Annotated in this window: 25 protein-coding genes and 1 tRNA gene; 10 read left to right on the top strand and 16 right to left on the bottom strand. The window is 68.7% G+C overall.

All coding sequences use genetic code 11. The features are described from left to right. Positions 1–51: 51 nt before the first annotated feature. Genes B0I28_RS03505 through B0I28_RS03495 form a run of 3 tightly spaced genes read right to left on the bottom strand, consistent with a single transcriptional unit; the run spans position 52 to position 1,248 of the window. Positions 52–519: a PH domain-containing protein gene (locus tag B0I28_RS03505; protein ID WP_146147955.1), complete on the bottom strand. Its 468-nt coding sequence runs from the start codon at positions 517–519 to the stop codon at positions 52–54. 31 nt (positions 520–550) lie between these two features. Beyond that, positions 551–946, bottom strand: a complete 396-nt coding sequence (locus tag B0I28_RS03500; protein ID WP_091043173.1) for a hypothetical protein — start codon at positions 944–946, stop codon at positions 551–553. After that, positions 943–1,248, bottom strand: coding sequence for a ribbon-helix-helix domain-containing protein (locus tag B0I28_RS03495; RefSeq protein WP_106362395.1), 306 nt, complete (start codon positions 1,246–1,248; stop codon positions 943–945). The genes B0I28_RS03500 and B0I28_RS03495 overlap by 4 nt, the downstream gene beginning before the upstream one ends. 131 nt (positions 1,249–1,379) lie before the next feature. Here B0I28_RS03495 and B0I28_RS03490 point away from each other — a divergent pair, with 131 nt between their 5' ends. The 4 genes from B0I28_RS03490 (at position 1,380) to B0I28_RS03475 (ending at position 7,665) form a co-directional block, all read left to right on the top strand. Further along, positions 1,380–2,840 carry an aminopeptidase P family protein gene (locus B0I28_RS03490; protein ID WP_106362394.1) on the top strand — a complete coding sequence of 487 codons (1,461 nt, stop codon included), beginning with the start codon at positions 1,380–1,382 and terminating at the stop codon, positions 2,838–2,840. A gap of 371 nt (positions 2,841–3,211) precedes the next feature. Then, the gene (acnA, locus tag B0I28_RS03485; protein WP_106362627.1) at positions 3,212–5,932 is read left to right on the top strand and encodes an aconitate hydratase AcnA; all 2,721 of its coding nucleotides are present in this window, start codon (positions 3,212–3,214) and stop codon (positions 5,930–5,932) included. Between the two features lie 133 nt (positions 5,933–6,065). Beyond that, positions 6,066–6,524 carry a DUF3291 domain-containing protein gene (locus B0I28_RS03480; protein WP_106362393.1) on the top strand — a complete coding sequence of 153 codons (459 nt, stop codon included), beginning with the start codon at positions 6,066–6,068 and terminating at the stop codon, positions 6,522–6,524. An 85-nt stretch (positions 6,525–6,609) separates the two neighbouring features. After that, positions 6,610–7,665 carry an NAD(P)-binding domain-containing protein gene (locus B0I28_RS03475; protein ID WP_106362392.1) on the top strand — a complete coding sequence of 352 codons (1,056 nt, stop codon included), beginning with the start codon at positions 6,610–6,612 and terminating at the stop codon, positions 7,663–7,665. Here the strand turns inward: B0I28_RS03475 and B0I28_RS03470 are convergent. From B0I28_RS03470 to B0I28_RS03450, 5 genes are all read right to left on the bottom strand, one after another. Further along, positions 7,662–8,540: an endonuclease/exonuclease/phosphatase family protein gene (locus B0I28_RS03470; RefSeq protein WP_181245619.1), complete on the bottom strand. Its 879-nt coding sequence runs from the start codon at positions 8,538–8,540 to the stop codon at positions 7,662–7,664. The genes B0I28_RS03475 and B0I28_RS03470 overlap by 4 nt on opposite strands. A 47-nt stretch (positions 8,541–8,587) precedes the next feature. Continuing rightward, a complete protein-coding gene (locus B0I28_RS03465) occupies positions 8,588–9,514 on the bottom strand; it encodes an endonuclease/exonuclease/phosphatase family protein (protein WP_106362390.1) in 927 nt (308 codons plus the stop codon). 169 nt (positions 9,515–9,683) lie between these two features. Continuing rightward, complete coding sequence (locus B0I28_RS03460; RefSeq protein ID WP_106362389.1) at positions 9,684–11,099, bottom strand: FAD-dependent monooxygenase; 1,416 nt, start codon at positions 11,097–11,099, stop codon at positions 9,684–9,686. Positions 11,100–11,335: 236 nt separating this feature from the next. Then, positions 11,336–12,502 (bottom strand): VLRF1 family aeRF1-type release factor, encoded by a 1,167-nt coding sequence (locus B0I28_RS03455; RefSeq protein ID WP_106362388.1) that lies wholly within the window; start codon positions 12,500–12,502, stop codon positions 11,336–11,338. Positions 12,503–12,586: 84 nt separating this feature from the next. Then, positions 12,587–13,246: a DsbA family oxidoreductase gene (locus B0I28_RS03450; protein ID WP_106362387.1), complete on the bottom strand. Its 660-nt coding sequence runs from the start codon at positions 13,244–13,246 to the stop codon at positions 12,587–12,589. Between the two features lie 140 nt (positions 13,247–13,386). Here B0I28_RS03450 and B0I28_RS03445 point away from each other — a divergent pair. Continuing rightward, positions 13,387–13,458, top strand: a tRNA-Val gene (locus B0I28_RS03445). Positions 13,459–13,645: 187 nt separating this feature from the next. Here B0I28_RS03445 and B0I28_RS03440 read toward each other — a convergent pair. Beyond that, positions 13,646–14,248 (bottom strand): TetR/AcrR family transcriptional regulator, encoded by a 603-nt coding sequence (locus tag B0I28_RS03440; RefSeq protein WP_106362386.1) that lies wholly within the window; start codon positions 14,246–14,248, stop codon positions 13,646–13,648. Between the two features lie 192 nt (positions 14,249–14,440). Here B0I28_RS03440 and B0I28_RS03435 point away from each other — a divergent pair, with 192 nt between their 5' ends. After that, positions 14,441–15,154 (top strand): SDR family oxidoreductase, encoded by a 714-nt coding sequence (locus tag B0I28_RS03435; protein WP_106362385.1) that lies wholly within the window; start codon positions 14,441–14,443, stop codon positions 15,152–15,154. Between the two features lie 80 nt (positions 15,155–15,234). On the opposite strand, the gene B0I28_RS03430 is transcribed toward B0I28_RS03435, so the two are convergent. From B0I28_RS03430 to B0I28_RS03420, 3 genes are read right to left on the bottom strand one after another with little or no spacing between them, the layout of a single operon-like run. After that, positions 15,235–16,026, bottom strand: coding sequence for a strictosidine synthase (locus tag B0I28_RS03430; RefSeq protein ID WP_106362384.1), 792 nt, complete (start codon positions 16,024–16,026; stop codon positions 15,235–15,237). A 32-nt stretch (positions 16,027–16,058) separates the two neighbouring features. Next, positions 16,059–16,916 carry an alpha/beta fold hydrolase gene (locus B0I28_RS03425; RefSeq protein WP_106362383.1) on the bottom strand — a complete coding sequence of 286 codons (858 nt, stop codon included), beginning with the start codon at positions 16,914–16,916 and terminating at the stop codon, positions 16,059–16,061. Between the two features lie 48 nt (positions 16,917–16,964). Further along, positions 16,965–17,960, bottom strand: a complete 996-nt coding sequence (locus B0I28_RS03420) for an NADP-dependent oxidoreductase (protein WP_106362382.1) — start codon at positions 17,958–17,960, stop codon at positions 16,965–16,967. Between the two features lie 267 nt (positions 17,961–18,227). On the opposite strand from B0I28_RS03420, the gene B0I28_RS26785 reads away from it, so the two are divergent. From B0I28_RS26785 to B0I28_RS03405, 4 genes are all read left to right on the top strand, one after another. After that, positions 18,228–18,434, top strand: coding sequence for a hypothetical protein (locus B0I28_RS26785; protein WP_146147954.1), 207 nt, complete (start codon positions 18,228–18,230; stop codon positions 18,432–18,434). A gap of 356 nt (positions 18,435–18,790) precedes the next feature. Further along, positions 18,791–19,600: a transposase family protein gene (locus B0I28_RS03415; RefSeq protein ID WP_106362381.1), complete on the top strand. Its 810-nt coding sequence runs from the start codon at positions 18,791–18,793 to the stop codon at positions 19,598–19,600. A 39-nt stretch (positions 19,601–19,639) separates the two neighbouring features. After that, positions 19,640–20,182 (top strand): hypothetical protein, encoded by a 543-nt coding sequence (locus tag B0I28_RS03410; protein WP_106362380.1) that lies wholly within the window; start codon positions 19,640–19,642, stop codon positions 20,180–20,182. Between the two features lie 232 nt (positions 20,183–20,414). Further along, entirely contained in the window at positions 20,415–21,122 is a 708-nt protein-coding gene (locus B0I28_RS03405) for an HNH endonuclease (RefSeq protein WP_181245618.1), read from the top strand. Between the two features lie 65 nt (positions 21,123–21,187). Here the strand turns inward: B0I28_RS03405 and B0I28_RS03400 are convergent, their stop codons facing one another. The 4 genes from B0I28_RS03400 to B0I28_RS03385 form a co-directional block, all read right to left on the bottom strand. Next, positions 21,188–22,861 carry a recombinase family protein gene (locus tag B0I28_RS03400; RefSeq protein WP_106362378.1) on the bottom strand — a complete coding sequence of 558 codons (1,674 nt, stop codon included), beginning with the start codon at positions 22,859–22,861 and terminating at the stop codon, positions 21,188–21,190. 181 nt (positions 22,862–23,042) lie between these two features. Continuing rightward, positions 23,043–23,336, bottom strand: coding sequence for a helix-turn-helix domain-containing protein (locus B0I28_RS03395; RefSeq protein ID WP_106362377.1), 294 nt, complete (start codon positions 23,334–23,336; stop codon positions 23,043–23,045). Between the two features lie 234 nt (positions 23,337–23,570). Further along, positions 23,571–24,332 carry an SDR family oxidoreductase gene (locus B0I28_RS03390; protein ID WP_106362376.1) on the bottom strand — a complete coding sequence of 254 codons (762 nt, stop codon included), beginning with the start codon at positions 24,330–24,332 and terminating at the stop codon, positions 23,571–23,573. 14 nt (positions 24,333–24,346) lie between these two features. Further along, positions 24,347–24,838, bottom strand: coding sequence for a carboxymuconolactone decarboxylase family protein (locus B0I28_RS03385; RefSeq protein ID WP_181245617.1), 492 nt, complete (start codon positions 24,836–24,838; stop codon positions 24,347–24,349). Positions 24,839–24,969 lie beyond the last annotated feature (131 nt).

The raw sequence follows: 24,969 nt of genomic DNA, 5'->3' as shown, positions 1-24,969 counted from the left end.
GCACGCGGCCCGACAGGGCAGCGCAGTGCGATCGACAAGCCATCGTAGCACCTAGCTGCGGGACTGCTCCAAGAGCGCTCGCAGGTGTTTGATCGCCGCCACAGCCCGCTCCTTGTCGGTGACCTGGACGGCCATGATCGACATCTCGTCGTCGTCGGCGAGTTCCACGGTCGCCCAGGTCATCTTGTCGCTGAAGTTGATGGCCGTGACGACCTGCCAGGGGAAGTAGCGCTTCTGGGCGACGTTGGTCACCTCGATGCCCTTCTCGTCGGCGCGCACGCGCAGCCGCAGGAAGCTCAGGGCGATCCCGGCGCCGATGACGCCGAGGCCGATCATCGCGGCCTGGTCGGCGACCGTGACGGTGCCGCCCTCGACGGTGGTCGTCCCGAGGGAGAAGGAGAGGGCGGTGAAGCCGAAGCAGGCCACGGCCGCGCCGATCCAAGCCCCGATGCGGGACTTGCGCGGTCGGTATTCGAGCGGGCCGGTGGTGGTCATTGGCTGCTCCTGTACGGCGGTCACGCTGCTCCTCTATTGTCCCTCGCCCGGCCCCTCAGGGGAGCTGGTCGATCTCCAGGCTCGCATCGAATGCAAGCAGGGTCTTCGGCTCCCCGGTGACGATGGGCCACCCGGGGCGGTTCAGGCCACACCAGGCGACGTGCCCGGCGGCGATGTTCCCGTGCTGGCGCGAGCGCGAGAGCATGAGCCCCACGTCGCGGGCGGACTTCTGGTCCAGGTCCATGACCACGGTGACGGGCAGGCCGAGCAGGACCAGGAGGGCGTCGCGGTCGCGGCGGCGGGCCTGCGACCAGGCCTCGGCGAGCGCGCCGGAGGGGATCGCGAGGACGACGTTCTGCTCCAGGGCGGTGAAGACCACGGCCTGCGGGTAGGGCATGGAGGTGGCGAATCCGACGATGGCCGAGACGTCCAGGATGCGGCCGCCGATCATGGGCGCGCCTCCCCGTCGTCCTTCTCCTCGACCCCGAGGACCTCGCGGGCCCAGGCGAGGTGCTCGGCGCTGGGGCCCTGGCCCTTGCGCTCGAAGAGGTCTTGGAGTTCGGAGAGGGAGCGGTCGCGTTCGAGGCGCTCGGCGACGGCCGCGCCGACGTACTCGTCGACCGACTCCGCCCGGCCGACCGCGACGAGGCGGCGGATCTGCTCCAGCTGGCCCTCGGGGAGGGTGACGCTCGGTCGCGACGGCGCCCCCTTGCCGGAAGGTGGGTTGAGCGACGAATTGGCGCGATCGGTCACGATTCTCAGGGTAGCGGTGCCAGTGCGGAGGGCACGAGCGGCCGGGACCGTCATGGGGCGCTCACGAACGCGGTACCGTCATCCCCAAGCGCCCCTAGTCGCGCGACAAGTGTCGATGGAAAGGAACGGCGATGGCCGAGACGAAGTCCGGGGAGCGACCCCACGACCCGAAGTTCCCCGAGAAGTTCCTGGAGTTCATGCGCTCCGGGTGGGGGCCGCTGGACCTGGACGCCGCCCCGCTGCCGCAGGCGGCGTACACGGCGCGGCGCCGCGAGGCGCTCTCGGCGGCCTTCCCCGGCGAGGTGCTGATCGTGCCCACCGGCGAGGAGCAGCGGCGCTCGAACGACACGTTCTACCCGTTCCGCGCGGGCTCGGACTTCGTGTGGCTCACCGGCGACCAGGACCCCGAGGGCGTGCTCGTGCTGCACCCGAGCGGCGGCGGCCACGAGGCGGTCCTGTACCGGCGGCCCCGCAAGGGCACCGACTCCGACGAGTTCTTCCGCTCCGCGAAGTACGGCGAGCTGTGGATCGGCCGCAAGCACTCCCTTGAGGAGACCGAGACGCGGCTCGGCCTGCCGTGCAAGGACGTCGAGGGCCTCGACGAGGCGCTCAAGGGCGCGGAGCGCTCGCGCGTGCGCGTGCTGCGCGGCTTCGACGCCGCGCTGGACGCCCGGTTCCCGGCCGAGGAGGCCGAGGGCCTGACCCGCGACGGCGAGCTGGCCGCGGTCCTGTCGGAGCTGCGGCTGCGCAAGGACTCCTGGGAGCTGGAGCAGCTCCAGGACGCCGTCGACATCACCGTGCGCGGCTTCGAGGACGTCGCCCGGATCATCCCGGCGACCGGCTCGGTCTCCGAGCGGCTCATCGAGGGCGTGTTCCGCTCGCGGGCCCGCCTGGAGGGCAACGGGCTCGGCTACGACTCGATCGTCGGCGCCGGGTCGCACGCCACGACGCTCCACTGGATCACCAACGACGGCGCCACGAAGACCGGCGAGCTGCTCCTGATGGACATGGGTGTGGAGAACCACCACCTCTACACCGCCGACGTCACCCGCACGATCCCCGTCGACGGGCGGTTCACGCCGCTCCAGAAGCAGGTCTACGACATCGTGCACGCCTCGCAGCAGGCCGGCATGGACGTCATCAAGCCGGGCACCGAGTTCCAGGAGATCCACCAGACGTGCATGCGGGTCCTCGCCGAGGGCCTGAGCGACCTGGGCATCCTGCCGGGCACCGTCGACGAGGCGCTCGACAAGGACTCCCTCATCTACCGGCGCTGGACGCTCCACGGCTTCGGGCACATGCTCGGCCTCGACGTGCACGACTGCGCGGCCTCGCGGCCCGAGCACTACTACAAGGGCGCGGTCCAGGAGGACTTCGTGCTCACCGTCGAGCCGGGGCTGTACTTCCAGGCCAACGACGAGCTGGTCCCCGAGGAGCTGCGCGGCGTGGGCATCCGCATCGAGGACGACGTGCGGGTCACCGCCGACGGCTGCGAGAACCTCTCGGCCGGGCTCCCGCGGACCTCCGACGAGGTCGAGACGTGGCTCGCCGAGCAGCGCGAGGCCGGGCCGCGGATCGCGGGCGCGCACTGATAGAACCGCTGGTCGCTCCGGGCACCGCAGGGCCGGTGACGGCCCCGGAGGCCCGGAGCGTATAGTCCGATTTCAGGCTTATATCCACCGCACCGGGCCGGCGGCGGGGGCATCACCGCACACAACCGCTCCCGCCGTCGGCCTTCACCGTTCCCGTTTGCGGCCCCCCTCTTGGCGATCCATGCCACTCGATGCGTCTTAGGCCCGGCTGAGCACCGCCCGGCCGCACGCGGGTGCTACAGTTGGAACCGTTAAATAAGACGGACGTACTGTTTAAGAGTCGGCGGTCTGACCGACCGCGGTCCCCGACCTCCCGGGTTGCGGCAGACTGAGACCGACCTTCAGTTCAGACTCGACGAGGAGCTCTCATGGTGAGTACGGACTCCTTCGGCGCCCGCGACACGCTGCGGGTCGGCGAACACGACTACGACATCTACCGCATCGACAAGGTGGAGGGGCACCAGCGGCTCCCGTACAGCCTCAAGGTCCTCCTTGAGAACCTGCTGCGCAACGAGGACGGCGCGGACATCACCGCCGACCACATCCGCGCCCTCGGCTCCTGGGACCCGAACGCCAAGCCCAGCACCGAGATCCAGTTCACGCCCGCGCGCGTCATCATGCAGGACTTCACCGGCGTCCCCTGCGTCGTCGACCTCGCCACCATGCGCGAGGCCGTGCGCGACCTCGGCGGCGACCCGGCCAAGATCAACCCGCTCGCGCCCGCCGAGATGGTCATCGACCACTCCGTGATCGTCGACTTCTTCGGCCACCCGGACTCCTTCCAGCGCAACGTCGAGCGCGAGTACGAGCGCAACCGCGAGCGCTACCAGTTCCTGCGCTGGGGCCAGACCGCCTTCGACGAGTTCAAGGTCGTCCCGCCCGGCACCGGCATCGTCCACCAGGTCAACATCGAGCACCTCGCGCGCGTCGTCATGACCCGCGACGGCCTCGCGTACCCCGACACCTGCGTCGGCACCGACTCCCACACCACCATGGAGAACGGCATCGGCGTCCTCGGCTGGGGCGTCGGCGGCATCGAGGCGGAGGCCGCGATGCTCGGCCAGCCGATCTCCATGCTCATCCCCCGCGTCGTCGGCTTCAAGCTCTCCGGCGACCTCCCGCCCGGGACCACCGCCACGGACCTCGTCCTCACCATCACCGAGATGCTCCGCGACCACGGCGTCGTCGGCAAGTTCGTCGAGTTCTACGGCGAAGGGGTCGCCTCGGTGCCCGTCGCCGACCGCTCCACGCTCGGCAACATGGCCCCCGAGTTCGGGTCCACCTGCGGCATCTTCCCGATCGACGAGCGCACCGTCGACTACCTGCGCCTGACCGGCCGCTCCGAGGAGCAGATCGCCCTCGTCGAGGCGTACGCCAAGGCCCAGGGCATGTGGCACGACCCGAAGCAGGAGGCCGAGTACTCCGAGTACCTCGAACTCGACCTCTCCACCGTGGTCCCCTCCATCGCCGGGCCCAAGCGCCCGCAGGACCGCATCCCGCTCGACAACGCCGGGCACCAGTGGCGCCGCGACGTCGCCAACTACGTGGCCGACGAGCCGGGCATCGAGTCCTTCCCGGGCTCCGACGCGCCCGCGCAGGCCCCCAACGGCTCGCGCCCGCACAACCCGCAGACCGTCAAGACCGAGGCCGGCGAGTTCCAGCTCGACCACGGCGCCGTCGTGATCGCCGCGATCACCTCGTGCACCAACACCTCGAACCCGTACGTCATGGTCGGCGCGGGCCTGCTCGCCAAGAACGCCGTCGAGGCCGGGCTCCTGTCCAAGCCGTGGGTGAAGACCTCGCTCGCGCCCGGGTCCCAGGTCGTCACCAGGTACCTCCAGCGCGCCGGGCTCTCCCCGTACCTCGACAAGCTCGGGTTCAACCTGGTCGGCTACGGCTGCACCACCTGCATCGGCAACTCCGGCCCGCTCCCCGAGGAGACCTCGGCCGCGGTCCAGGCCGGTGACCTCGCCGTCGCCGCCGTCCTCTCGGGCAACCGCAACTTCGAGGGCCGGATCAACCCGGACGTCAAGATGAACTACCTCGCCAGTCCGCCGCTGGTCGTGGCGTACGCGCTCGCCGGGACGATGGACATCAACCTGACCTCCGACCCGATCGGCAAGGGCAAGGACGGGCAGGACGTGTACCTGCGCGACATCTGGCCCGCCCCCGAGGACGTGCGCGAGGTCGTCGACGGCCACATCGGCCGCGACATGTTCCTCACCGAGTACGCGTCCGTGTTCGACGGCGACGAGACCTGGCAGTCCCTGCCGATCCCGACCGGCAACACGTTCGAGTGGGACGAGGCGTCGACGTACGTGCGCAAGGCCCCGTACTTCGAGAACATGCCCGCCACGCCGGAGGCCGTCGAGGACATCCACGGCGCCCGCATCATGGCGAAGCTCGGGGACTCGGTCACCACCGACCACATCTCCCCCGCCGGGTCCATCAAGGCCGACTCGCCCGCGGGCGAGTACCTCAAGTCTCAGGGCGTGGGCCCCAAGGACTTCAACTCCTACGGCTCGCGCCGCGGGAACCACGAGGTCATGGTCCGCGGCACGTTCGCGAACATCCGCCTGCGCAACCAGCTCGCCCCGGGCACCGAGGGCGGCTGGACCCGCGACTTCACGCAGGCCGGCGGCCCCGTCGCCACGATCTACGACGCGTGCCAGAACTACGCCGCCGAGGGCACCCCGCTGGTCGTCCTCGCCGGCAAGGAGTACGGCACCGGCTCCAGCCGCGACTGGGCCGCGAAGGGCACCCGCCTCCTCGGCGTCAAGGCCGTCATCGCCGAGTCCTACGAGCGCATCCACCGCTCGAACCTCATCGGCATGGGCGTCCTGCCGCTCCAGTACCCGGAGGGCGAGTCCCACCAGAGCCTCGGCCTCACCGGCGAGGAGACGATCGCGATCACCGGCGTCACCGCCGTCAACACGGGCATCCCGGACACGGTCACCGTGACCGCCACCAGCCCCGACGGCGCCGTCAAGACCTTCGAGGCCGTCGTCCGCCTCGACACCCCCGGCGAAGCCGAGTACTACCGCAACGGAGGCATCCTCCAGTACGTCCTCCGCGGCCTGCTCGCGAAGTAGCACAACCGAAGCAAAGGGGGCGGGCCCGACCGGGCCCGCCCCTTCTCCGTGTCGAAACCCAGTCGACTGGGGTGCGACCGGGATTCCCCGGCGGGCGTTGACGGCGGGGGTTCGGCGCTGGCAGGCTCATTGCATGAGTGCGGCTTATGAACTGGCGCAGGTGAACATCGGGCGGATGCGCGCGCCTTTGGACTCGCCGGTGATGAAGGACTTCATGGACGGTCTGGCCGAGGTGAACGCGGCGGCCGACGCGCACGAGGGGTTCGTGTGGCGGCTGGCCGACGGGGAGGGCGAGGGGGCGACCGCGTTCCGGTTCTGGGGCGACGAGTGGCTCATCGTGAACATGTCGGTGTGGGAGGACCCCGAGACGTTCCGCGCGTACGTGTACGGCGCGGTCCACCGCCCGTACCTCCAGCGGCGCCGCGAGTGGTTCGAGCACCTCAAGGAGGCGATCACCGCGCTGTGGTGGGTGCCGGCGGGCGAACGGCCCACCGTCCAGGACGCCGAGAAGCGGCTCACGATGCTCCGCGAGAAGGGACCGACCGCCGATGCGTTCACGATGAAAGCACTGTTCCCGAAGCCGGAGGCGTAGGGGACCGGAAGCACCGTCCCGCGCCGCAGTGAGCGCCCTCACCGGGCGGAATCCCGCGCCTCGCTGAGGCGTTTTGGCTGGTGTGATGCGGGAAGTGGACGTCGTCGTGATCGGGGCCGGGCAGGCCGGATTGTCGGCCGCGTACTTTCTGCGGCGGCACTTCGAGCCCGGGACCGGGTTCGCGGTGCTCGACCATGCGCCGCACGCGGGCGGGGCGTGGCAGTTCCGGTGGCCGACGCTCACGTTCAAGACCGTGAACGGGGTGTACCAGCTCCCGGGCATGCCGGTGCCCGAGCCCGACGAGTCGACGCCCGTGGCCGGGGTCATCTCCGAGTACTTCGCCGCGTACGAGCGCGAGTTCGACCTGCGCGTCGAGCGGCCCGTGTCGGTCCGGTCGGTGCGCTCGCTCCCCGACAAGCGCCTGGAAGTCGCCACCGACCGCGGCGCGTGGATCGCGAAGGCGCTCATCAACGCCACGGGGACGTGGGAGCGGCCGTTCTGGCCGCGCTACACCGGCCAGGAGACCTTCCAAGGGAGACAGCTCCACACGGCGCAGTACCGCGGCCCGGAGGAGTTCGCGGGCGAGCGGGTCGTGGTCGTCGGCGGCGGGATCTCCGCGATGCAGCACCTGATGGAGATCCACCCGGTCGCGGCCGCCACCACGTGGGTGACGCGGCGCGAGCCGCAGTGGCGCAGCGGCGACTTCAACCCCGACCGGGGCCGCGAGGCCGTGGCGATGGTCGACGAACGGGTGCGCAAAGGGCTGCGGCCGCAGTCGGTCATCAGCGTCACCGGCGTGCCGCTCACGCCCGAGATCAGGGCCGCTCGCGAAGCCGGGATCCTCGAAAGGAATCCGATGTTCGACCGGATCGAGCCCGGCGGCGTCGCATGGGACGACGGGCGCTTCGTGCCCGCCGACGTCATCCTGTGGGCCACCGGCTTCCGGGCCGCGCTCGACCATCTCGCGCCGCTGAAGCTGCGCGGGCCGGGCGGCGGGATCGTCATGGACGGCACCAGGGTCGCGGCCGATCCGCGCATCCACCTCGCGGGCTACGGCCCGTCGGCGAGCACGATCGGCGCGAACCGCGCCGGGCGCTCGGCCGTGCGGGAGATCCGCGAGTACCTCGACCGCAGCACCTAAAACCAGCATAAGCGGCCGATCGTGAACACCGCCTGAACCGGCCAGTGGTCGGAGGGGGCGAGCCCGTCCCCGGTCCGGGTGTTGACGCCCGCTCTGCGGACGGTCAGCTCCTGCCGCTTCGGACCGGATTTGACCATGATCCAGTCGATGCGGCGGCCGTTCTCGGCGGGCGTGGTGCGCCAGCTGTTGAACGTGCCCCAGTCCGGCGTGAGCCGCGTCGCGGCGGTGTCCCAGGCGTCGGCCAGATCGCGGGCCAGGACCGCGTGGGCCTCGGAGTCGGGGCGGCAGTTGAAGTCCCCGGCGAGGACCGCCGGGCCCTGGAAGCCGCGCAGGAGGTCGCGGCACATCGCGGCGCCCTTGCGGCGGGCCCGCTCGGAGCGGTGGTCGAGGTGGACGTTCGCGACGTGGAAGTCCTTGCCGGTGGCCTTGTCCTCGAAGCGGACCCAGGTGAGCATGCGGATCGCGCCGGTCCCCCACGCGCGCGAGCCGATCCGGTCGGGGTGGCGCGAGAGCCACAGGTGGTCGTACGCGACGGGCACGACCCGCGATGCGTCCCAGAGGATCGCGGTGGACCCGGACCGGGAGCCCCCGGCGCACCCGAGGTGGACCCAGTCGTAGCCGTCGAGGTCCTCGCGCAGCTCGCGGAGCTGGTAGAACTGGCCCTCCTGCGTGCACAGCACGGTGGGCCGCTCGTCGCGGACCACCTGCGCCACGAACGGGCGGCGCTTCCACCACGAGTGCGGGGCGCGGCCCGAGGCGGTCTTCAGGTTGTAGGTCATCACCTGGAGCTCGGGGGCCGCGACCGGGCCGACGAGCGGGACGCCGGCGAGCGCGGGCGGCTGGTCCGGCGGGGCGGCGTTCCGAACGGTGTCCATGGTCGCGACCATAGCGCCGGACCCGCCGCCCCGCTGGAGCTTCACGGTTACGGGAGTTCCACGAGCGCCTGGGCGGGCCAGTGGTCGGACGGGGTGAGGCCGTCCTTCGCGTAGGTGTTCACCGCGGCCTTGAGGATGCGGACGCCGGGGGTGGCGAGGATCCAGTCGATGCGGCGCTCGGTCTCGCTGGGGACGGGGTTCCACCCGTTCCAGGTGCCCCACACCGGCGTGACCTGCTCCTCGGCGGCGAGCATGGTGTCGACCAGGCCGCCGTCGGTGAGGATCGTGTAGGTCGGGGTGTCGGGGACCTGGTTGAAGTCGCCCGCGGCGACCACGGGGAAGCCCTGCTCGACCCACGGCGCGATGACGTCGAGGTTCATCTGGGCGCCCTTCTGGCGGGCGTCCTCGGACTGGTGGTCGAAGTGGTTGTTGACCACGTAGAACTCCTTGCCCGTGCGCAGGTCCAGGAACCGGACCCACGTGAGCATGCGGACCACGTTGTTGCCCCATCCTTTGGAGCCGATGAGCAGCGGGGTGTCGGAGAGCCACTGGTGGTCGTACTCGACGACCTTGAGCCGCTTGGTGTTCCAGTACACCGCGGTGGCCTCCGACCGGGAGCCGCCGAGGCGGCCGAGGTGGATCCAGTCGTAGTGGCCGCCGAGGTCCTCGCGCACGTCCTGGAGCTGGGGGTAGATCCCCTCCTGCGTGAACAGGACCGAGGGCTGCTCTCGCTTGAGGACGGTCTTCACGAGGGGGCGGCGCTCGTCCCACGTGTGGGGCGAGGCGTCGCCGCCCTCGTAGCGGAGGTTGAAGGTGAGCAGGTGGAGCTGGTCGCGGCGCGGCTCGCCGATGACGGGGCCGCCGGAGGCCTCTTCCGCTTGCGCGGAACTGGAGAAGGCTCCGGTGGCGACCGCCGTCGCACCGAGGGCGAGGCCCGCGCCGAGCACGCCGCGTCGACTGAGGACGTTTGTCATTGAACCTCTATATCTCAGGATGAATCAGGGTGGAATGCAAGTTCACGACAAATGCCACTTGAGTGCAACCCCAACGGGGTGAACGCGCGTTGAACTCGTGTCGGACGGCCCCCGAAGACCACAAGAGACGGCGGCGGACTCGCGTCCGCCGCCGTCCTGGTTTCCTCGGTTACAGCTTCCCGGCGTGCGCCTCCAGGTACGCCGCGATGGCCGCGGGGTCGTCGGCCCCGGCCCAGCCGATGTAGCCGTCAGGGCGGACGACGCGGGCCGTGCCGTCGGGCTCGGCGGTGGCGCGGGCGACGGCGCTGTCTTCAAGCGCACTGTCGAGGACGACGAACCGCCTGGCGCGCAGCGCCTCGTAGAGCCGCGTGCCGTCGGCGAGGTCGACGTCCCGGGCGCGGTCGCCGGTGAGGCGGTGCTCGCCGTGGGCGTGCGGGTAGTGGACGTCGATGCCGCTGATGAGGCCGGTGACCTTGTGCTGCACCGGGTCCAGCTTGAGGGCGGTGCCGAGGACGGCGCCGCGCACGGCCCCGACGACGCGGGACTTGTTGGCGGCCACGCGGATGATGCGGCCGCTGGCGCGCAGCACGGCCTCGCCGACGGGGTGGCGCTCGGCCGCGTACGTGTCGAGCAGCGCCGGGTCGGCGCCGCGCAGGACCGCGGCGAGCTTCCACGACAGGTTCGCGGCGTCCTGGATGCCGGTGTTCATGCCCATGCCCCCGGCGGGCGAGTGGCAGTGGGCGGCGTCGCCCGCGAGGAACACGTTCCCGGCGCGGTAGGCGGTGGCCTGGCGTTCGTCGGAGTGGAACCGCGAGGACCAGTTCGGCTCGTGCATGCCGAAGTCGGTGCCGAACGCGAGCCTGAGCGCGGTGCGGATCTCGTCGGAGGACACGGGCGCGTCGTCGTCCTGCTGGTCGGCGGCGTTCCAGCCGATGACGCGCCACAGGCCGTCGCCGAAGTCGGCGATGAAGCAGAACGCGCCGTTCGCGCCGCTGACGGCGGGGCTCTCGGCGGGCGGCTCGTCGAGTTCGACGTCGGCGAGCATCATCGAGCGGAGCACGGCCTCGCCGGGGTAGTCGATGCCGACGGCCTGCCGGACCGCGGAGCGGACGCCGTCGGTGCCGACGACGTACGTCGCGGTGAAGTCGCCCTTGTCGGTGCGGACGGTGGCGCTCCCGTCGGCCTGGTCGATGCCGATGACCTTGTGGTCGAAGCGGAAGTCGACGCCCGCCGCGGCGGCGCGCTCGCGCAGGACGCGCTCCACGTTGTACTGCGAGGTCATGAGCACGTACGGGAAGCGGGAGTCGAGGCCGCTGAGCTTGACCTTGGCGCGGCCGAAGAGGAACAGCTCGCCGAGGCGGCGGCCGCCGAGCGCGAAGAGGTCGTCGGCGAGGCCGCGGGAGTCGAGGACTTCGAGCGTGCGGGCGTGGACGGCGAAGGCGCGGGACAGGTTCGAGATCTCGGCGCCGCGCTTTTCGAGGACGGTGACCTTGACGCCCGCTTCGGCGAGGTCGCCCGCGAGGAGGAGCCCGGTGGGGCCCGCACCGACGACGATGACTTCGGCCTGCTGCTGCTGCTCGTTCATGGCGGTCTCCTAGGGGTGAGCCGTGTTCGGAAATTCATCACTTGATGAATTCAATGTATGTTGAATTCTGCCGGAAGGGAAGGCCCTGAGCCGCAATGTGACGCAGGAGATGGTCCGGTGCAACGGATTCAGAGCCCGGAGACGCAGTTAGGGCCGCGAGAGGTGAGAGACTCGCGGCCCTAGTTCGAACTGCCAAGGATAGGTTAGCATAACCTAACTATCCCCTCAAGGGGTCGTCACCAGCGCAGGATCGCCCCGACGCCTCCGGCCTCTTTCCCCAGGTCGACGCCTTCGCCGAGGATCGACACGCGGGCGTCGGACGCCAGCGCCATCTCGATCATCGCCTCGCCGAGCTGCGCTTCGGCGACAGCCGTGGCGACCTCCGGTTCCCCGGGCGCGACGGCGTCGGCGAGGACGGCGCCTTCGGGGATGCGGCGGGCGCTCCAGACGGAGTCGCGCTCGATGAGCAGCCGGTCGACGCGGCCGCCTTGCAGCGCGTCGAGCACTTCCTCTGATCCGATGGCGGCCTTGGGGACCGCTTCGGCGAAGGCGGCGGCGAGCCGCAGGTCCCGGGCGTGCCGGGCGGCGGCGATCTCGGGCGCGACGGCCTGCTGGATCATCGCGGGCGACTTCTGGCTCAGGATGAGCTTGGACGGCACGACCTCGGCTTTGACGCCGTTGCGGAGGTGCTTCGAGGCGGCCTCGACGAGTTCGGGCTCGCCTGCGAGGACCAGGAGCTCCCAGCCGAACTCGGTCACGTGCTCCTCCAGTGTGGAGTGCGCGGCGGCGAGGAACTTCTGGAGGTGCTCGGCGACGCGGTAGTCGAAGAGGTCCTGCTGGTTGGAGGAGACGAAGCCGTCGCGGCCGCCGTAGGCGCTCTGGACGGCGGCGGGCCCCTTCATGACGCGCCATTCGTCGGTGTCGAGCTCGAAGGCGAGGCCGGAGACCTCCTCGCACTGGCCGAAGCGGCTGTCGAGGATGCGCATGCCCTTGCCGTCCACGACGACGACGCCGACGGGGGCGCCTTCGGCCCAGGCGCCGAACATGGGCGCGATGTGGGAGCGGGGCGCGAGGGCGACGCGGTCGGTCAGGGGCGTCTGCATGGCGACGCTGTAGGTCTCGCCGGTGCCGAGCGCGACGAAGAGCGCCCGCCCGATCCCGGGGGAGCCGGGGCGGACGAGCGCTTCGATGTCGATCTTGAGGTCCTCGACGCGGCGGCCCAGGAGCGGGGCCGTGCCGTTGCCGACGGCCTCGCGGAGCTGCTTGAGGCCCTGGTCGAGCCGGGTCTTCCAGGGCGGGGTCGAGCCTTCCTGCCGGGGGTCGGCGTTGACGTAGAGCGAGAGCACGCCGGCGTCGTCCCGCAGGTTCACCAGCTTGAGCTGCGTCTCGCGATCCATGGGCATGGCTACCGCCTCCTCGTAGTCGGAATTCGCCTCAGGATATGCCCGGGCGCGCCGAATCGTGAAGGTTTCGCCAGTTAGGTCCCGTTAGTTCGCGGGCTGCCGCTCGTCCCAGGCCTTTTCGAGGATCTCGGCGAAGAGGGCGGTCGGCTGCGCGCCGGAGACGCCGTACTTCTCGTCGATCACGAAGAACGGGACGCCGGTGGCGCCGAGCGCGGCGGCCTCGGCCTCGTCGGCGCGCACGGCCTCGCGGTAGCGCTCGGGGTCGTCGAGGACGGCGACGACGTCGGCCTCGTCGAGCCCGGCGGCGACGGCCACTTCGATGACCCTGTCGCGCTGGAAGATCGAGGCCTCGTCGGCGAAGTTCGCGGTGTAGAAGGCCTTCCAGACCTCGGCCTCAAGCCCCTTCTCGGAGGCGAGGTGGAGGAGGCGGTGGAGGTCGAAGGTGTTGCCGTGGTCGCGGCCTTCGGTGCGGTACTCCAGGCCCTCCAGGTTCGCCAGGTCGCCGAGCTTGTACTCGTTCGCCTGGGCCTGGGCGGGGCTGATGCCGTATTTCTTCGCGATCATCGGGACGACCGCGTCGACCTCGCCGGGCTCGCGGTTCGGGTCGAGCTCGAAGGAGCGGTGGCGCACCTCGACGGCGACCTTCCCTTCGAGGCCCGCCACGGCCTTGTCGAACCGGGCCTTGCCGACGTAGCACCAGGGGCAGGCGATGTCGGACCAGATGTCTACACGTACTGTTTCCACCCTGGCAGCAACACTTGAAGCTTCCACTGAATTCCGCCTGTGCGGCACCTCTCCCCGCGACCGCGCTTCGACCCGCACTCGCGCCCAAGCCCCCGTTCAGGTACCCTTTCTCAGGCTCGGCGCGCCCCCATCGCGCCCCAGGGTGCTTAGCTCAGCGGTAGAGCACCTCCCTTACAAGGAGGTGGTCACAGGTTCGATCCCTGTAGCACCCACAAACGGACATATGGAACAAGAAGGACTTTCACGTTGAAGGTCCTTCTTTTCTTGTCCTGATTGGCAGGAGGGGCGCATCCTGACACGGTGGGCCTCAAAGGTGACGTACGGCTAAACCTTCGTCCGACTCCGGGGATCGAACGGGTGGGGCAGTGATGACTCGCATACTCCTTGGGGCCGTGGCGATCAGGGAGCCAGGACGATACGCAGCTGGTCGCGAATCTCTTGGAGGAGGTCCTCGATGCTCCGGTCGGCGTTGATGGTGGGGGCCATGGCGATGAACATGATCGCGGAGATGATGTGCGCGAGTGCGGCGGCGGTGGTGGGGTCGGTGGCCTGGTCGCGCCCGAGGACGGCGGCGATGGCGGCTTCGGTCTCGACGGTGAGGTCGAGGGCGTCGCGGTGGTGGGGTTCGGCGGGGTCGCCGAAGACCATCTCGCGCAGGTAGGTGCGGCCGTTGTCGACTTGTTTGCGGTTGCAGACCACGACCGGGCGGATGATCGCCATGACCGCGTCGAGGATCTCGGGGGTGTCCTCGGCGGCGTTCCTGCCTTCGATGAGGGCTTCGGCGTAGGTGGAGTTCTGCACGAGCAGGAGCAGTTCGCCCTTGTTCTTGGCGTAGAGGAACAGGGTGCCGGTCCCGATGTCGGCCGCTTCGGCGATCTGCTGGGTGGTGACCTCGTCGACGCCGTGCTCGGCGAAGAGTTCGCGGGCGGCGGCGGTGATGCGGTCGAGCTTCTCCTGCTTGTTCCGCTCACGTCGCCCGACCTTGTGGGGGGCGGCTGGCATATCGCATCCTCCGGGAATAGAATCTGACTTCAATCAATTATGACTATGGTCAATGTTGCGTGGGCTCGGTTGCGTCGTGGTTCATTCTTCCACGCGGCCGCGGCCCGCTCGGTGCCGTCGCTTCGGGGGCGGTGCCGCGTTGACCGCCTGCGCCGGCCGGTGCGGGTTTCCGACTGTTGAAGGAGCCAGACCATGACCGCACTTGATGGTGCCGTCGTTCTCGTCACCGGGGCGAACGGCGGGATCGGCACCCACTTCGTCCGCGCCGCGCTCGAGCGCGGCGCCGCCAAGGTGTACGCCACCGCCCGCCACCCCAGGGCGTGGGAGGACGAGCGGATCGTGCCGCTCGCGCTCGATGTCACCGACCCCGAGTCCATCCGGGCGGCCGCCGCGGCCGCGGGTGATGTGTCGGTGCTGATCAACAACGCCGCCGTCTCGGTCTCCAGCGCAGGCATCCTCACCCACACCGACGAGGAGATCCGGGCGAACGTGGAGACGAACTTCCTGGGCCCGCTGTTCCTGGCCCGCGCGTTCGCGCCGGTCCTGGAGGCGAAGGAGCAGGCGGCGATCATCGACCTCCATTCGGCGTTGAGCTGGTATGCCGTCGGTGGTATCTACAGCGCCACCAAGGCGGCGCTGTGGTCGGCGACGAACTCGCTGCGCCTGGAACTGGCGCCCCGCGGCGTCCACGTCGTCGGGGTGCACGTGGGGTATGTCGACACGGCGATGGCCGCGCACGTCACCGAGGCGAAGACCGATCCGGCGGACCTGGTCCGCACCGTCTACGACGCCTTGGAAGCGGGCGAGTACGAGGTGCTTGCCGATGCGACGTCGGTGGAGCTCAAGGCCGGGCTCAGCGCCCCGCTCGAAGAGGTCTACCCCGAGCTGCCCATCCAGGGCCGCTGACCGGCGCGGGGCGGTGGCAGGCGAACCGGGTTCGCTGCTGCCGCCCCGATCGGACCGGGGGCCACGGCCGAGGCGGCCGGTCACTCCTCGAATCGGGGCAGGGCGGTGCCGTCCTTGACGAACGTGAGCGCCTGCTCCACTTCGTAGGCGTGGACCGCCGAGGCGAACGCGGGAAGCCGGGAGGACACCTCCCCGACGGCGGCTCCGGCGAAGAACCCGCGCATCGTGTCGTCATCGGCGAAGCCGACCAGGAGCGAGGCGTGGAACTGCCGGTCTGCCGGGTTGTCGTGGGCGACGTTCGGCGTGTTCCACAGGCCGCGTCTCCAGGGCATGAACACCTGCGTCCGCAGCTCGGTCAACCCACTGTTCTCCGCGAGGGCGGGGACGAGCCGGTCGTGGAGGACCTTGCGGAAGGCGCCGGTGCCGACGCCTTCGCGCTTCCTGACGTAGACCAGGGCCCGGGCCCCCGTCCGCTCGCCGGCCCCGAGGTCGTACCAGTGCGTCGAGTACGGCGGCCCCGCGTAGAGGATGGTGCGGCGGAACAGGTTGACCTCGTCGAGGTAGGCGAGCTTGGTCTGCTTGCGGCCCCGCAGTGGTGAGAGCACCGTCTGCATGGTGACCTCGGCGATCCCGTCGATCCTGCGGTCTGCGGGGATGGCGGTCTCGACGCCCTCGACGGCCGGCCACAGGCCGGGGTTGGTCTCGGCCAGGTGGATCTGGCGGTATTCCTCGAATCCCGGTGTGGCGGAGATGATCTGGGAGTGCGGGCCCTTCCATCGGTCCATGCCCTGCCGTCTGGGCTGGTCCTCGCGCACCCACAGCAGAATCGAGGAGGTGAACGGTTTCCTGGTGAAGGCCAGTGGCGTGGACATCGCCGACTCCTTTCGGCCGCCTCGTGCGGCGCTCATCGGTTCAGGAACGCGGCGGCGACCGGCGCGAACTGCTCGTGGTACTGGAAGACCCCGCCGTGCCCGGAGTCGGGGTAGATGATCAGCTCGGAGCCGGGAATGCGGCGGTGCAGGTCCTCGGACAGGACCGAGGGGACCATGCGGTCGTGGTCGCCGTTGGCGATCAAGGTCGGCTGCGTGAGCCGCGACAGGTCGTGGGGCGTGCCGCGGCCCCACTTCTTGATGGCCCCCAGCTGCGTCTGGAAGCCCTTCACCTTCATCGGCGCGTCCTGAACTTCGGTGTGCGCGCCGGTCGTGCGCGCGACGTACGCCTTTGCCGCGCGTTTGCCTGCCGCGTTGCGGTTGAAGAACAGGAACTCCCGCGGGTCCGAGCGCGTCACGGTTGCCTTGAGGATGTCGAGGTAGGTCAGGCCGGCGACCTTGTCGATGTCCTTGCCGCCCTTCGGCCCCGTCCCGGTGAGGACGAGCCTGCGGACCAGGTCCGGGTGCGCGGCGATGAGCGCCTGGGCGACGAACCCGCCCAGGGAGAAGGAGAAGACGTCGACCTGGTCGAAGCCGAGCGCTTTGATGAATGCGTAGGCGTCCTCGGCCATCGCCTCGACCGAGTCGGGCACCTCGCCGGTGGTGGCGCCGACGCCCCGCTGGTCGAAGGCGATGACGTGGCGGTCGGCAGCGATCGCGTCGACGATCCGCGGGTCCCAGTAGTCGAGGGTCGCGGCGAGGTGGACGAAGAAGACCACCGGGATGCCGCCCTTGGGCCCCAGCTCGCGGTAGGCGAAGGTGACCCCGTTCGCGGTGACGGTGCGCGTCGGCGCTTCCAGGTACGACGTGACTGGTTTGTCTTGCGTGTTCATGATGACTCCCTGTATGTGAATGATCGTAGTGATGGTCGAATGGCGCGGTCAGGCTTTGACGGCGACGGCCTTGCCCCGGATACCGCCCTGCTCGAGTGCCCCGAGGGCCTCGGGGATCTGGTCGAACGGGACGGTCTTGCCGACGATCGGGCGCAGCGCGCCCGAGTCGATGAGCGCGCCGATCTCGCGGAGCTGGTCGCCGCTGGCGCGCATGAACAGGAACTCGTAGGTCACGCCGAGCTTGCGGGCCTGGCGGCGGACACCGGCACTCAGCGCGGTCGTCGCCAACCGCAGCGCCGTCCCAGCGCCGATCTCGCGGGCGAAAGCCGCATCCGGGGGCCCGGCGATCCCGATCGCCTTCCCGCCGGGGCGCAGTACGCGCAGGGACTTCTCGAGGTTCTCCCCGCCCAGGCTGTCCACCACCAGGTCGACCCCGCCGAGGAGCTGCTCGAAGTCCTGGGTGCGGTAGTCGATGACGGTGTCGGCGCCGAGCTCGCGCACGAAGTCGGCGTTCGAGCCGCTCGCCGTGGTGGCGACCGTCGCGCCGAGGTGCTTGGCGAGCTGGATCGCGATCGACCCGACCCCGCCGGCCCCGGCGTGGATGAGGACCCGCTGCCCGGCCTGGAGGTTGCCTCTCTCGACCAGCGCCTGCCAGGCCGTCAGCGCGACCAGCGGCAGCGAGGCGGCTTCAGCCATGCTGATCGACGCGGGCTTGAGCGCCAGGTCGGCCTCGGCGACGGCGATCCGCTCGGCGAAGGTGCCGATGCGGTGATCCGCGGGCCGGGCGAACACCTCGTCACCGATCTTGAACCCGCGCACGCCCGCTCCGGCCGCAACGACGGTCCCGGCGAGGTCGTGGCCGAGGACGAACGGCGGCCGGTACGGCAGGATCTGCCGGAACTGGCCCCTGCGGACCTTCTCGTCCAGCAGGTTCAGGCCAGCGGCCTCCACCTGCACGAGCACGTCCCGCTCACCCACAACCGGCTCGGCCACCTCCGCGAGCTCCAGCGGCTCCTTGTACTTGCCGACCACGAACGCCTTCATGACGAACTACTCCTTCCCCGGGCCTCGCCCACATCCTCAATCTGAGTTAGCTCAATAATGACTCTACTCAGTAATTTTGTCAAGCGCGGTCGCGCTGAACCCGCGAAGCTCACAGGCAATGAGCCCGTTTCAACTTGATCGGTGTTCGTAGCCTCCCCGCGAGCCGGCGGACACGGCTGCTCCAGAACGGCGGGATGGGCGGCAACTCGTCCGAAATGCAATCATTTCGATGTATAATATTTCGACAATGTGATAGGGGAGGAAGCCATGTCTAGCGGCAATGCACGCACCGACGCGACTGAAAGCCCGGACGAGGAGCCCAACGGCGACAGGCTGACAGAAGAGGTGCTCAGGTCTGGCAGGAATGCACGCACCGACAAGACCGCAAACCCGTCAAAACCGGACCCTCTCGAGAACCTGTTCCCATACTTTGCCGAAGAGCCCGACATGAACTATTACGGCCGGGGAGACTAACGCTTGCCAGGCCGGGTTTTTCGAAGGCGATAACCTCGTCGACGAGCTCCTCGCCGAACGCGACACCGCCCTCGCCCAGCTCGACTCCGAGGAGATCCACCAGGGCCGCAAGACCGCCTTCGTGAGGCACAGAAGAGCCTCACGAAGGCGGTCTGGGCCAACGCACAACGCCGCGGCCGCCGACCCCAAGGCGCTCAAGCACCAGCGGAACCTCAGCCTTGTGTGACCCTCGAAAGCAGAAGCCCGCGGACACCGTGGAAAGAGGTTGTTGCATCCTGGTCGTGATCGGTTGGAGCGCAACGCGTTCGGACTACAGGCGGAATGACGACGTGAAGAAGCTCTTGGTAGAACGGCGAATGCTACTTCTGCCTGAACGACCACCAGGAGCTCCGGTTGCTGTTCAACCCGCCGCCCTGCCGCTGTCCACCGCGACCCTTAACCAAGTTGCCCAACTCATCCGCACCCACCGCAAGACCATCGGCTCCAGGTGGCGAGCCCTCGACCCCGGCACCCAAGCCCTGCTCACCCTCGCCTACCTGCGTAAAGGCGAAGCCCTGCGCGACCTCGCGGCTGGCTTCGGCATCTCGGCCGCCACCGCATGGCGTCGAACCCGCGAGACCATCAGCCTGCTCGCCGCCCGCGCCCCGGGCATCCGCGACGCCCTGCAACACGCGAAGCGCACCGGTGCGGCCTTCGTGATCCTCGACGGCGCCCTGATCCACATCGACCGCAACCAGATCGACCAGCCCTACTACTCCGGCAAGCACAAACGGCACGGCATGAACATCCAGGCCATCGGTGACGCACGAGGGAACCTGCTGTGGATCTCCGGCGCGATCCGCGGCTCCATCCACGACACCAAGGCCGCCCGGATCTGGCAGATCCCCCGCCTGCTGGCCGAACATGGCCTGTTGGCCCTGGGCGACAAAGGCTACGACGGGCTCGACCACAACCTGGTGGTCACCCCGTTCAAGGGGAAAGGCAAGCCTGAGTGGCAGAAGGAGTACAACCGCCTCCACGCCCGGCTCCGCGGACCCGGCGAGCGCATGTTCGCCCAGCTCAAAACCTGGGCGATCTTCGACCAGGTGCGCTGTGATCCGGACCAGATCACGCAGGTTGCGAAAGCCGTCCAAGTCCTCAACGACTACGAACACCGGTCAAGTTGAAACAGGCTCAATTGGCCCGCGACCGGACAGGATCGCCTGGTGAGCAGTCTTCGATGGGAAGAGGTCGCAGACTTCTTCGACCCCGATCTGATGGGGATGCTTCCGGATGTGGTCGTACCCAACACCTCTGTCTACGACTGGCAAGCAGTGCTCGATCTTGTCGCCGAGCGGGGCTGGCCGCATCAGTATTCCGAGGGAGGAAGGGTGCTGGCGACTCCCAGCGCTGCGACGATCCTGACCCGTCCCTTGGATGCTGAGTGTCCCGAGTTGCGGGTCTGGCCGGCTACCGAGCTCCTGGCGATCTTCCGGTTCCACATACAGGAGGCGATCGACTTCGATGTCGACCTGCGTGAGCTCCAAGGGCAGCAGCGCCTCGACCTGTTCTGCGAATTCTTGACCGCGATCGGCCGAAAGGTCAACAAGCCGGTCTTGATGGACGCCGAAGGAGGGGACGGCAGCCATCCCGTGCTCGGGTACGAAGTGGAAAGGAACCAAGTGGTCGTGTTCGCACACCCTGTCTTCCAGCCCAATGCCCCAGTTCAGAACAACATTGAAAAGCCAGACCACGACAACCACAAATAACAGACTGTCCGATCTCGCACTCATCGGCCACACTCAGATGGTGACCAACGAACAGACTGTTGAACCGCCGGACGAGGGCGACTCAACGCCATCAGAACCGCAAATCGGACCTGGCGGGCCCGAATGGCCTCACGGATTCACCGCTCCCGACGGTACAACGCACTCAGTCAGGCGCCTGCAACTTCCAAACGGAGAGCAGTTCACCGCTGACCTCATCGCGCAGGCGCGGCCAATGAACTTCGACAAGTGCCCGATCTGCCTCTCCCCCAACCCGAGCAAGCGGGAGCACATCCCACCAGAATCGATCGGCGGCACGGTCCTCACTCGGACCTGCGAACGCTGCAACAGCCTGGTCGGCAGCAGACTCGAGGCCGACTTTGCCGACTGGGTGCACGACCTCCTCCCTACCCGCTTCACCCACCCCGCGATTCAGGGCCAACGCCGAGGACCGAAAATTCAGATCCTCGAGACCCACGAATCCCTTCCGGTGCTGTTCTTCGAAGGCAACCAGTGTGACCCGGCGATCCCCGAAATGCTCGAACTGGGCGGCGAGGTCGCCATCCAGTTCACTGCCCCCGACCAGAACCGGTGCCTCCTGGCCGCCATCAAGAGCGCCTATCTCACCGCGTGTCTGATCTTCCGAGCCATCCCGGACACACCTGAGGCGGAAGCGATCAGGCAAGTTCTCCTCGCCGCAATCGAAACGCCCCTCAACGAGCCCGTTCCCATGGGCGGCCTCCGGGACGGCCTGTGGCTCGCACGAATCCCCGGCCCAGGAGTTCCCGGGGAAGCCGCCCTCGTCCACGTCACCATTGAAGGCGATCCCGAACCGAAATTCGCCATCTCACTCGCGCGGAAGGTACTCGTCGACTGGCCCATCGGTGGCAGTCTCGTCGGACTCGACGCCGAGGACAACGTCACCTTTGCACTCCCGATGTGACGCCAGACCCCCTAGAACGATGCGGAGCGTGTTCTCCGAGACGTAGTTTTGGTTGCGCGTCGGTTTCACCGCGGCGTTGAGGCTTGGTGCTTGCTGTGCAACTCGATGCTCGGTTCTGATTGGCAACGCGATTGGTGAGGCGCTCGCGGTGGTGTTTCCGTTGCCGCGACTATGAGGTCGGCGAGGGCGTGCCGGTCGATCAGAGGCCGGCGTGCGCCCTCTACATGGAGTCCCGAGGTGTCCATCGGCTGGTATGGGGCTCGATCCGCGGCGTCGATGACGAGTTTGTCGAAGCACAGTGTCGTGAGCGTCTTGCGCAGCTCCCCGGAGAGCTGAGCGAATAGTTGGTGCGGCCGGGTCAGACGGCCGAGGAGATCGCCGATGCGCTCGTGCAGTGTCTGGTCGGTGGGGCAGTCCTTTACGGCGGCGAGTTGCCGGTTCACGTTGTCGCGTTCAATTTCCAGTCGTTGCAGGCGCTCGGTGAGTTTCTCGGTGGGCCATCCGGGGCTGCCCAGCAGTTCAAGGTATTGGTCTTCGAGCCGATCGAGCCTGGCCAGTTCGGATCCGAGCTGTTTGCGAAGCACGTCAAGGACCCTGCGGCGGTCGGCGAGCGCTCCGGCGATCAGGTACGCGGTCTCGGTGCATTCGCCCGGGCCGATCCTGACGGCTGCGAAATGAAGCTCAACAGCGGCCTCGACTGCGGCGACTGGGATGCGGGGCAGGTCGCAACCATGGCGGTGCATGCCAGCGCAGCGGAAATAGAAGTAGAGGCGCCCGCTGTGGCTGCGAGCGCCCTCGAGGATCATCCGCCGAGAGCAGCGGCGGCACCACAAGAGTCCTTTGAGATAGTGGTCCCACTTGCACTCGCGGGTGCCTCTGCCTCGATCAGCGAGCACCCGCTGCACCCGGTCGAACAGCTCCGCATCGACCAGCGCCGGGTGCCTGCCCGGGTACTCCTTACCGCACCATTGGACATAGCCGAGATAGGTGCGATCGCGCAGCACCGTTGCCAGGTGCGAGATCGAGATCGCCGTCCCTGCCGGATGCGACCTCGTCGGGCGGGTTCGCAGCCCGGCAATGGTGAGTGCGCGCTGCAAACGGTTGATCGAGAACTGTCCGGTCGCGAAGAGCCGGAACGCGGTATCGATGAACGGCGCCCGTTCGGAGTCGATCTCGATCGTTGCCATGATGCGGCCGTCAACCCGCATGCGGACGTTGCGGTAGCCAAGTTTCGCCCAGCCCGGGGTTCCCCCGCGGGCGGCCTTGGCGGCCATCTTGAACGAGACGTCTGCACCGAGTTTGAGGGACTGGTACTCGTTGACACCGTCGAGGATCAACGTGACCAGGTCGCCCTCCGGGCCCACCTCTGAGGGTTCCTGGGTCGAGAGCAGCTCGACGCCGAGCTTGCGGAACTCTTCACGGGTGACCATGGCTTCATAAGCATTCCGGAAGGCACGCGAGCGCGCGTAGACCACCACAGCTTCCACGTCACGACGATGCAATACCCGCTCCAGCAACTCCCGGAATTTCGGCCTGCGATCGATCGCGGTACATGAGGCACCGGGCTCGGGATACTCGGCGACGAGTTCGAGGCCGTGCTCGGCCGCATACCGGTGGCAAGCGGCCTGCTGCGTCGCGATCGAATCGCCGTACTTTTCAGCACCGGTACCGGTCTGGGCCTGCCGAGTAGTGGAGACGCGATAATAAGCGACCGCGCGGCGCAGACCGCTCTCAGCCATCGCAGGAGTCCCTCCAGATCTGGGCCGGCGGCGACCATCATCTTCCAGTCAGACCTATGACGGTCGCCGCCGAAGAGCACCGCACGCACCCCACTGGACGGGATGCACATATCGATAACGACGCTCTTGAACTCTCAGGACTCCCGTCTGATCAGCAACCACCCGAAAGCATGGCCGGAGGCTAATTCGTCGGAAGCCGGTAGACCGTTCGCAGGCTCACCCCATACTGCTTCGCGAGCTCGCGTTTCGAGACACCAGCGCGGACCGCGCCGAGGAGGCGCTCATACTCGTCCGGTTCGAGGCGGTCGCGGATCGCCCTGGGTTGACCGTTGCGGCAGCCGGTCGCAAGCCCGGACAATTGGGGTACCGGTTCGTGCCAGTTTTGGGTGCCGATCGCCGCAATCAGCCGCCGCAGCCGCGCCAACAGGACCTTGACCTGGGGCTTAGAGTGGTAATAAGCGAGGGTAAGGTCCACAGCATATTGATTACCGTGAACATGGTCGATGTCTGGCGATCAAGCTCTGACCTGCGCGGTAACCGGCGCATCGCCGGTAATCGCGACAGTGACCGACTCCCCTATGTTCTTATCGGGGCGATCGACGTCGCGCCGGCCGTGCCGGTCCACAGGCCGGACCATCTCCGCGCACCCAGCCGTTCGTTCGGCGGGGGCCCGGGAGCGCGGTGCGCTCCCGGGGGTTCGGCATGGTTGTCAGCCTTGGGCTTCGAGCCATTCGGCGAATGTGGGGCCCGCGAGCTTCGCGTGCGGACCTGGTAGGAAGGCGCCCGCGGCGGCCAGGTCGGCGTCGGGCATGTCCGGGTTGTCGATGCCGACTACCTTGACGCCGCGTCGCTCGCCGAGGAGGGCGCCCGCTTCGGCCATGATCTCGCGGCGCGGCCCGGCGATCTCGGGGATCGGCGCCTCCTGGACGGGTCCGGCCTCCGGTTCGACGGCGAGGCGCACGAGCTCCTCGGCGACGGTCCTGGCGGCGACGAGCTGGGTCGGCAGGTTCGGCAGGTACGCGGTGTCCCCGGGCTGCCAGTCCAGGAGCTGCCCGACGAACTCGTGGAACTGCGCGGCCCGCAGGAGCCGCACCGGCACCGGCCCGGCGAGGTGCGCCGCCTCGTGGACCTGCTGGGAGACTATGAATCCGGAGGTGGCCTTGTCGGCGCCGATGATGGAGACGGCGACGATGCGGCGCACGCCGGCCCGCTGCCCGGCCTCGTGCAGGCTGCGGGCGGCGACGCGGAAGAACTCGGTGGCGGCGGCCTCGTCGGAGGCGTGCCACGAGGCGACGTCGATGACGGCGTCGACCCCGGTGAGGGCCGCGTCGAGGCCTTCGCCGGTGACGATGTCGACGCCGGTGGCCCGCGACATCGGGACCGCTTGGCGGCCCTGCTCGGTGAGGACGTCGACGACGTGGCGGCCCAGGCGGCCGGTCGCTCCGGCGACGGCGATCGTGTCGATGCTCATGATTGCTGCCTTCCCTATTCGCTGTAGTTCTGCCCGGGCGGCATGCCGGGGATGGGTTTGGCGATGAGCGCGGCGGGGGTGAAGAACCCGATGTGCGCGAGCACCATGACGAGGTCCCACAGTCCCTTGTCGCCGTAGTGCGCGGCGGCTCTGGCGTGCAGTTCGTCGGGGACCCGCTCGCCGGCCGGGTTCGCGGTGAGCACCGCTTCGACGAGTTCCAGCGCGACCCGTTCGGCTTCGGTGAAGCAGGCGGCGGTGCGCCAGGTGGCGACGGCGGTGATGCGGTCCTCGCTCTCACCGGCGGCGCGGAGGTTCGCGGTGTCGCGGACCGCGAAATAGGTGCTGCCCAGGAGCTGCCCGGCGCGCAGCTCCATCAAACGGATGGTCGGCTGCGGGACGGTGCTCGCCTCGATCATGGCGTGCAGGCCCTTCGCCAGGTCGGCCATCCCGGGAAGGTGCGGGAGCGGGTTCGGCATGCGCGATCGCGCTGCGGCGGGTGTTCCCATCGGTGGTGTTCCTTTCTCGGTTCCTTTCGGCGTCTTGCGATCACAGGACGTCGGTGACACGGGTCCTGTGACAATCCGGGGCTGTGACGAGGCACGCCTTCAGGGGCTGTCACAAACCGGTGGCCGCCGGC

Origin of the sequence: Glycomyces artemisiae (assembly GCF_003002955.1) — a bacterium.
Lineage (GTDB): Bacteria > Actinomycetota > Actinomycetes > Mycobacteriales > Micromonosporaceae > Glycomyces > Glycomyces artemisiae.
Note: the sequence above shows the minus strand (reverse complement) of the source record. Positions and strands in the feature narration are given on the sequence as shown.

Excerpts from the sequence above, each read along its gene's own strand:
- B0I28_RS03500 (WP_091043173.1), bottom strand. The coding sequence starts at position 946 with ATGATCGGCGGCCGCATCCTGGACGTCTCGGCCATCGTCGGATTCGCC.
- B0I28_RS03490 (WP_106362394.1), top strand. The coding sequence starts at position 1,380 with ATGGCCGAGACGAAGTCCGGGGAGCGACCCCACGACCCGAAGTTCCCC.
- B0I28_RS03480 (WP_106362393.1), top strand. The coding sequence starts at position 6,066 with ATGAGTGCGGCTTATGAACTGGCGCAGGTGAACATCGGGCGGATGCGC.
- B0I28_RS03475 (WP_106362392.1), top strand. The coding sequence starts at position 6,610 with ATGCGGGAAGTGGACGTCGTCGTGATCGGGGCCGGGCAGGCCGGATTG.
- B0I28_RS03470 (WP_181245619.1), bottom strand. The coding sequence starts at position 8,540 with ATGGACACCGTTCGGAACGCCGCCCCGCCGGACCAGCCGCCCGCGCTC.
- B0I28_RS03465 (WP_106362390.1), bottom strand. The coding sequence starts at position 9,514 with ATGACAAACGTCCTCAGTCGACGCGGCGTGCTCGGCGCGGGCCTCGCC.
- B0I28_RS03460 (WP_106362389.1), bottom strand. The coding sequence starts at position 11,099 with ATGAACGAGCAGCAGCAGCAGGCCGAAGTCATCGTCGTCGGTGCGGGC.
- B0I28_RS03455 (WP_106362388.1), bottom strand. The coding sequence starts at position 12,502 with ATGCCCATGGATCGCGAGACGCAGCTCAAGCTGGTGAACCTGCGGGAC.
- B0I28_RS03440 (WP_106362386.1), bottom strand. The coding sequence starts at position 14,248 with ATGCCAGCCGCCCCCCACAAGGTCGGGCGACGTGAGCGGAACAAGCAG.
- B0I28_RS03435 (WP_106362385.1), top strand. The coding sequence starts at position 14,441 with ATGACCGCACTTGATGGTGCCGTCGTTCTCGTCACCGGGGCGAACGGC.
- B0I28_RS03430 (WP_106362384.1), bottom strand. The coding sequence starts at position 16,026 with ATGTCCACGCCACTGGCCTTCACCAGGAAACCGTTCACCTCCTCGATT.
- B0I28_RS03425 (WP_106362383.1), bottom strand. The coding sequence starts at position 16,916 with ATGAACACGCAAGACAAACCAGTCACGTCGTACCTGGAAGCGCCGACG.
- B0I28_RS03420 (WP_106362382.1), bottom strand. The coding sequence starts at position 17,960 with ATGAAGGCGTTCGTGGTCGGCAAGTACAAGGAGCCGCTGGAGCTCGCG.
- B0I28_RS26785 (WP_146147954.1), top strand. The coding sequence starts at position 18,228 with ATGTCTAGCGGCAATGCACGCACCGACGCGACTGAAAGCCCGGACGAG.
- B0I28_RS03415 (WP_106362381.1), top strand. The coding sequence starts at position 18,791 with ATGCTACTTCTGCCTGAACGACCACCAGGAGCTCCGGTTGCTGTTCAA.
- B0I28_RS03405 (WP_181245618.1), top strand. The coding sequence starts at position 20,415 with ATGAACTTCGACAAGTGCCCGATCTGCCTCTCCCCCAACCCGAGCAAG.
- B0I28_RS03400 (WP_106362378.1), bottom strand. The coding sequence starts at position 22,861 with ATGGCTGAGAGCGGTCTGCGCCGCGCGGTCGCTTATTATCGCGTCTCC.
- B0I28_RS03390 (WP_106362376.1), bottom strand. The coding sequence starts at position 24,332 with ATGAGCATCGACACGATCGCCGTCGCCGGAGCGACCGGCCGCCTGGGC.
- B0I28_RS03385 (WP_181245617.1), bottom strand. The coding sequence starts at position 24,838 with ATGGGAACACCCGCCGCAGCGCGATCGCGCATGCCGAACCCGCTCCCG.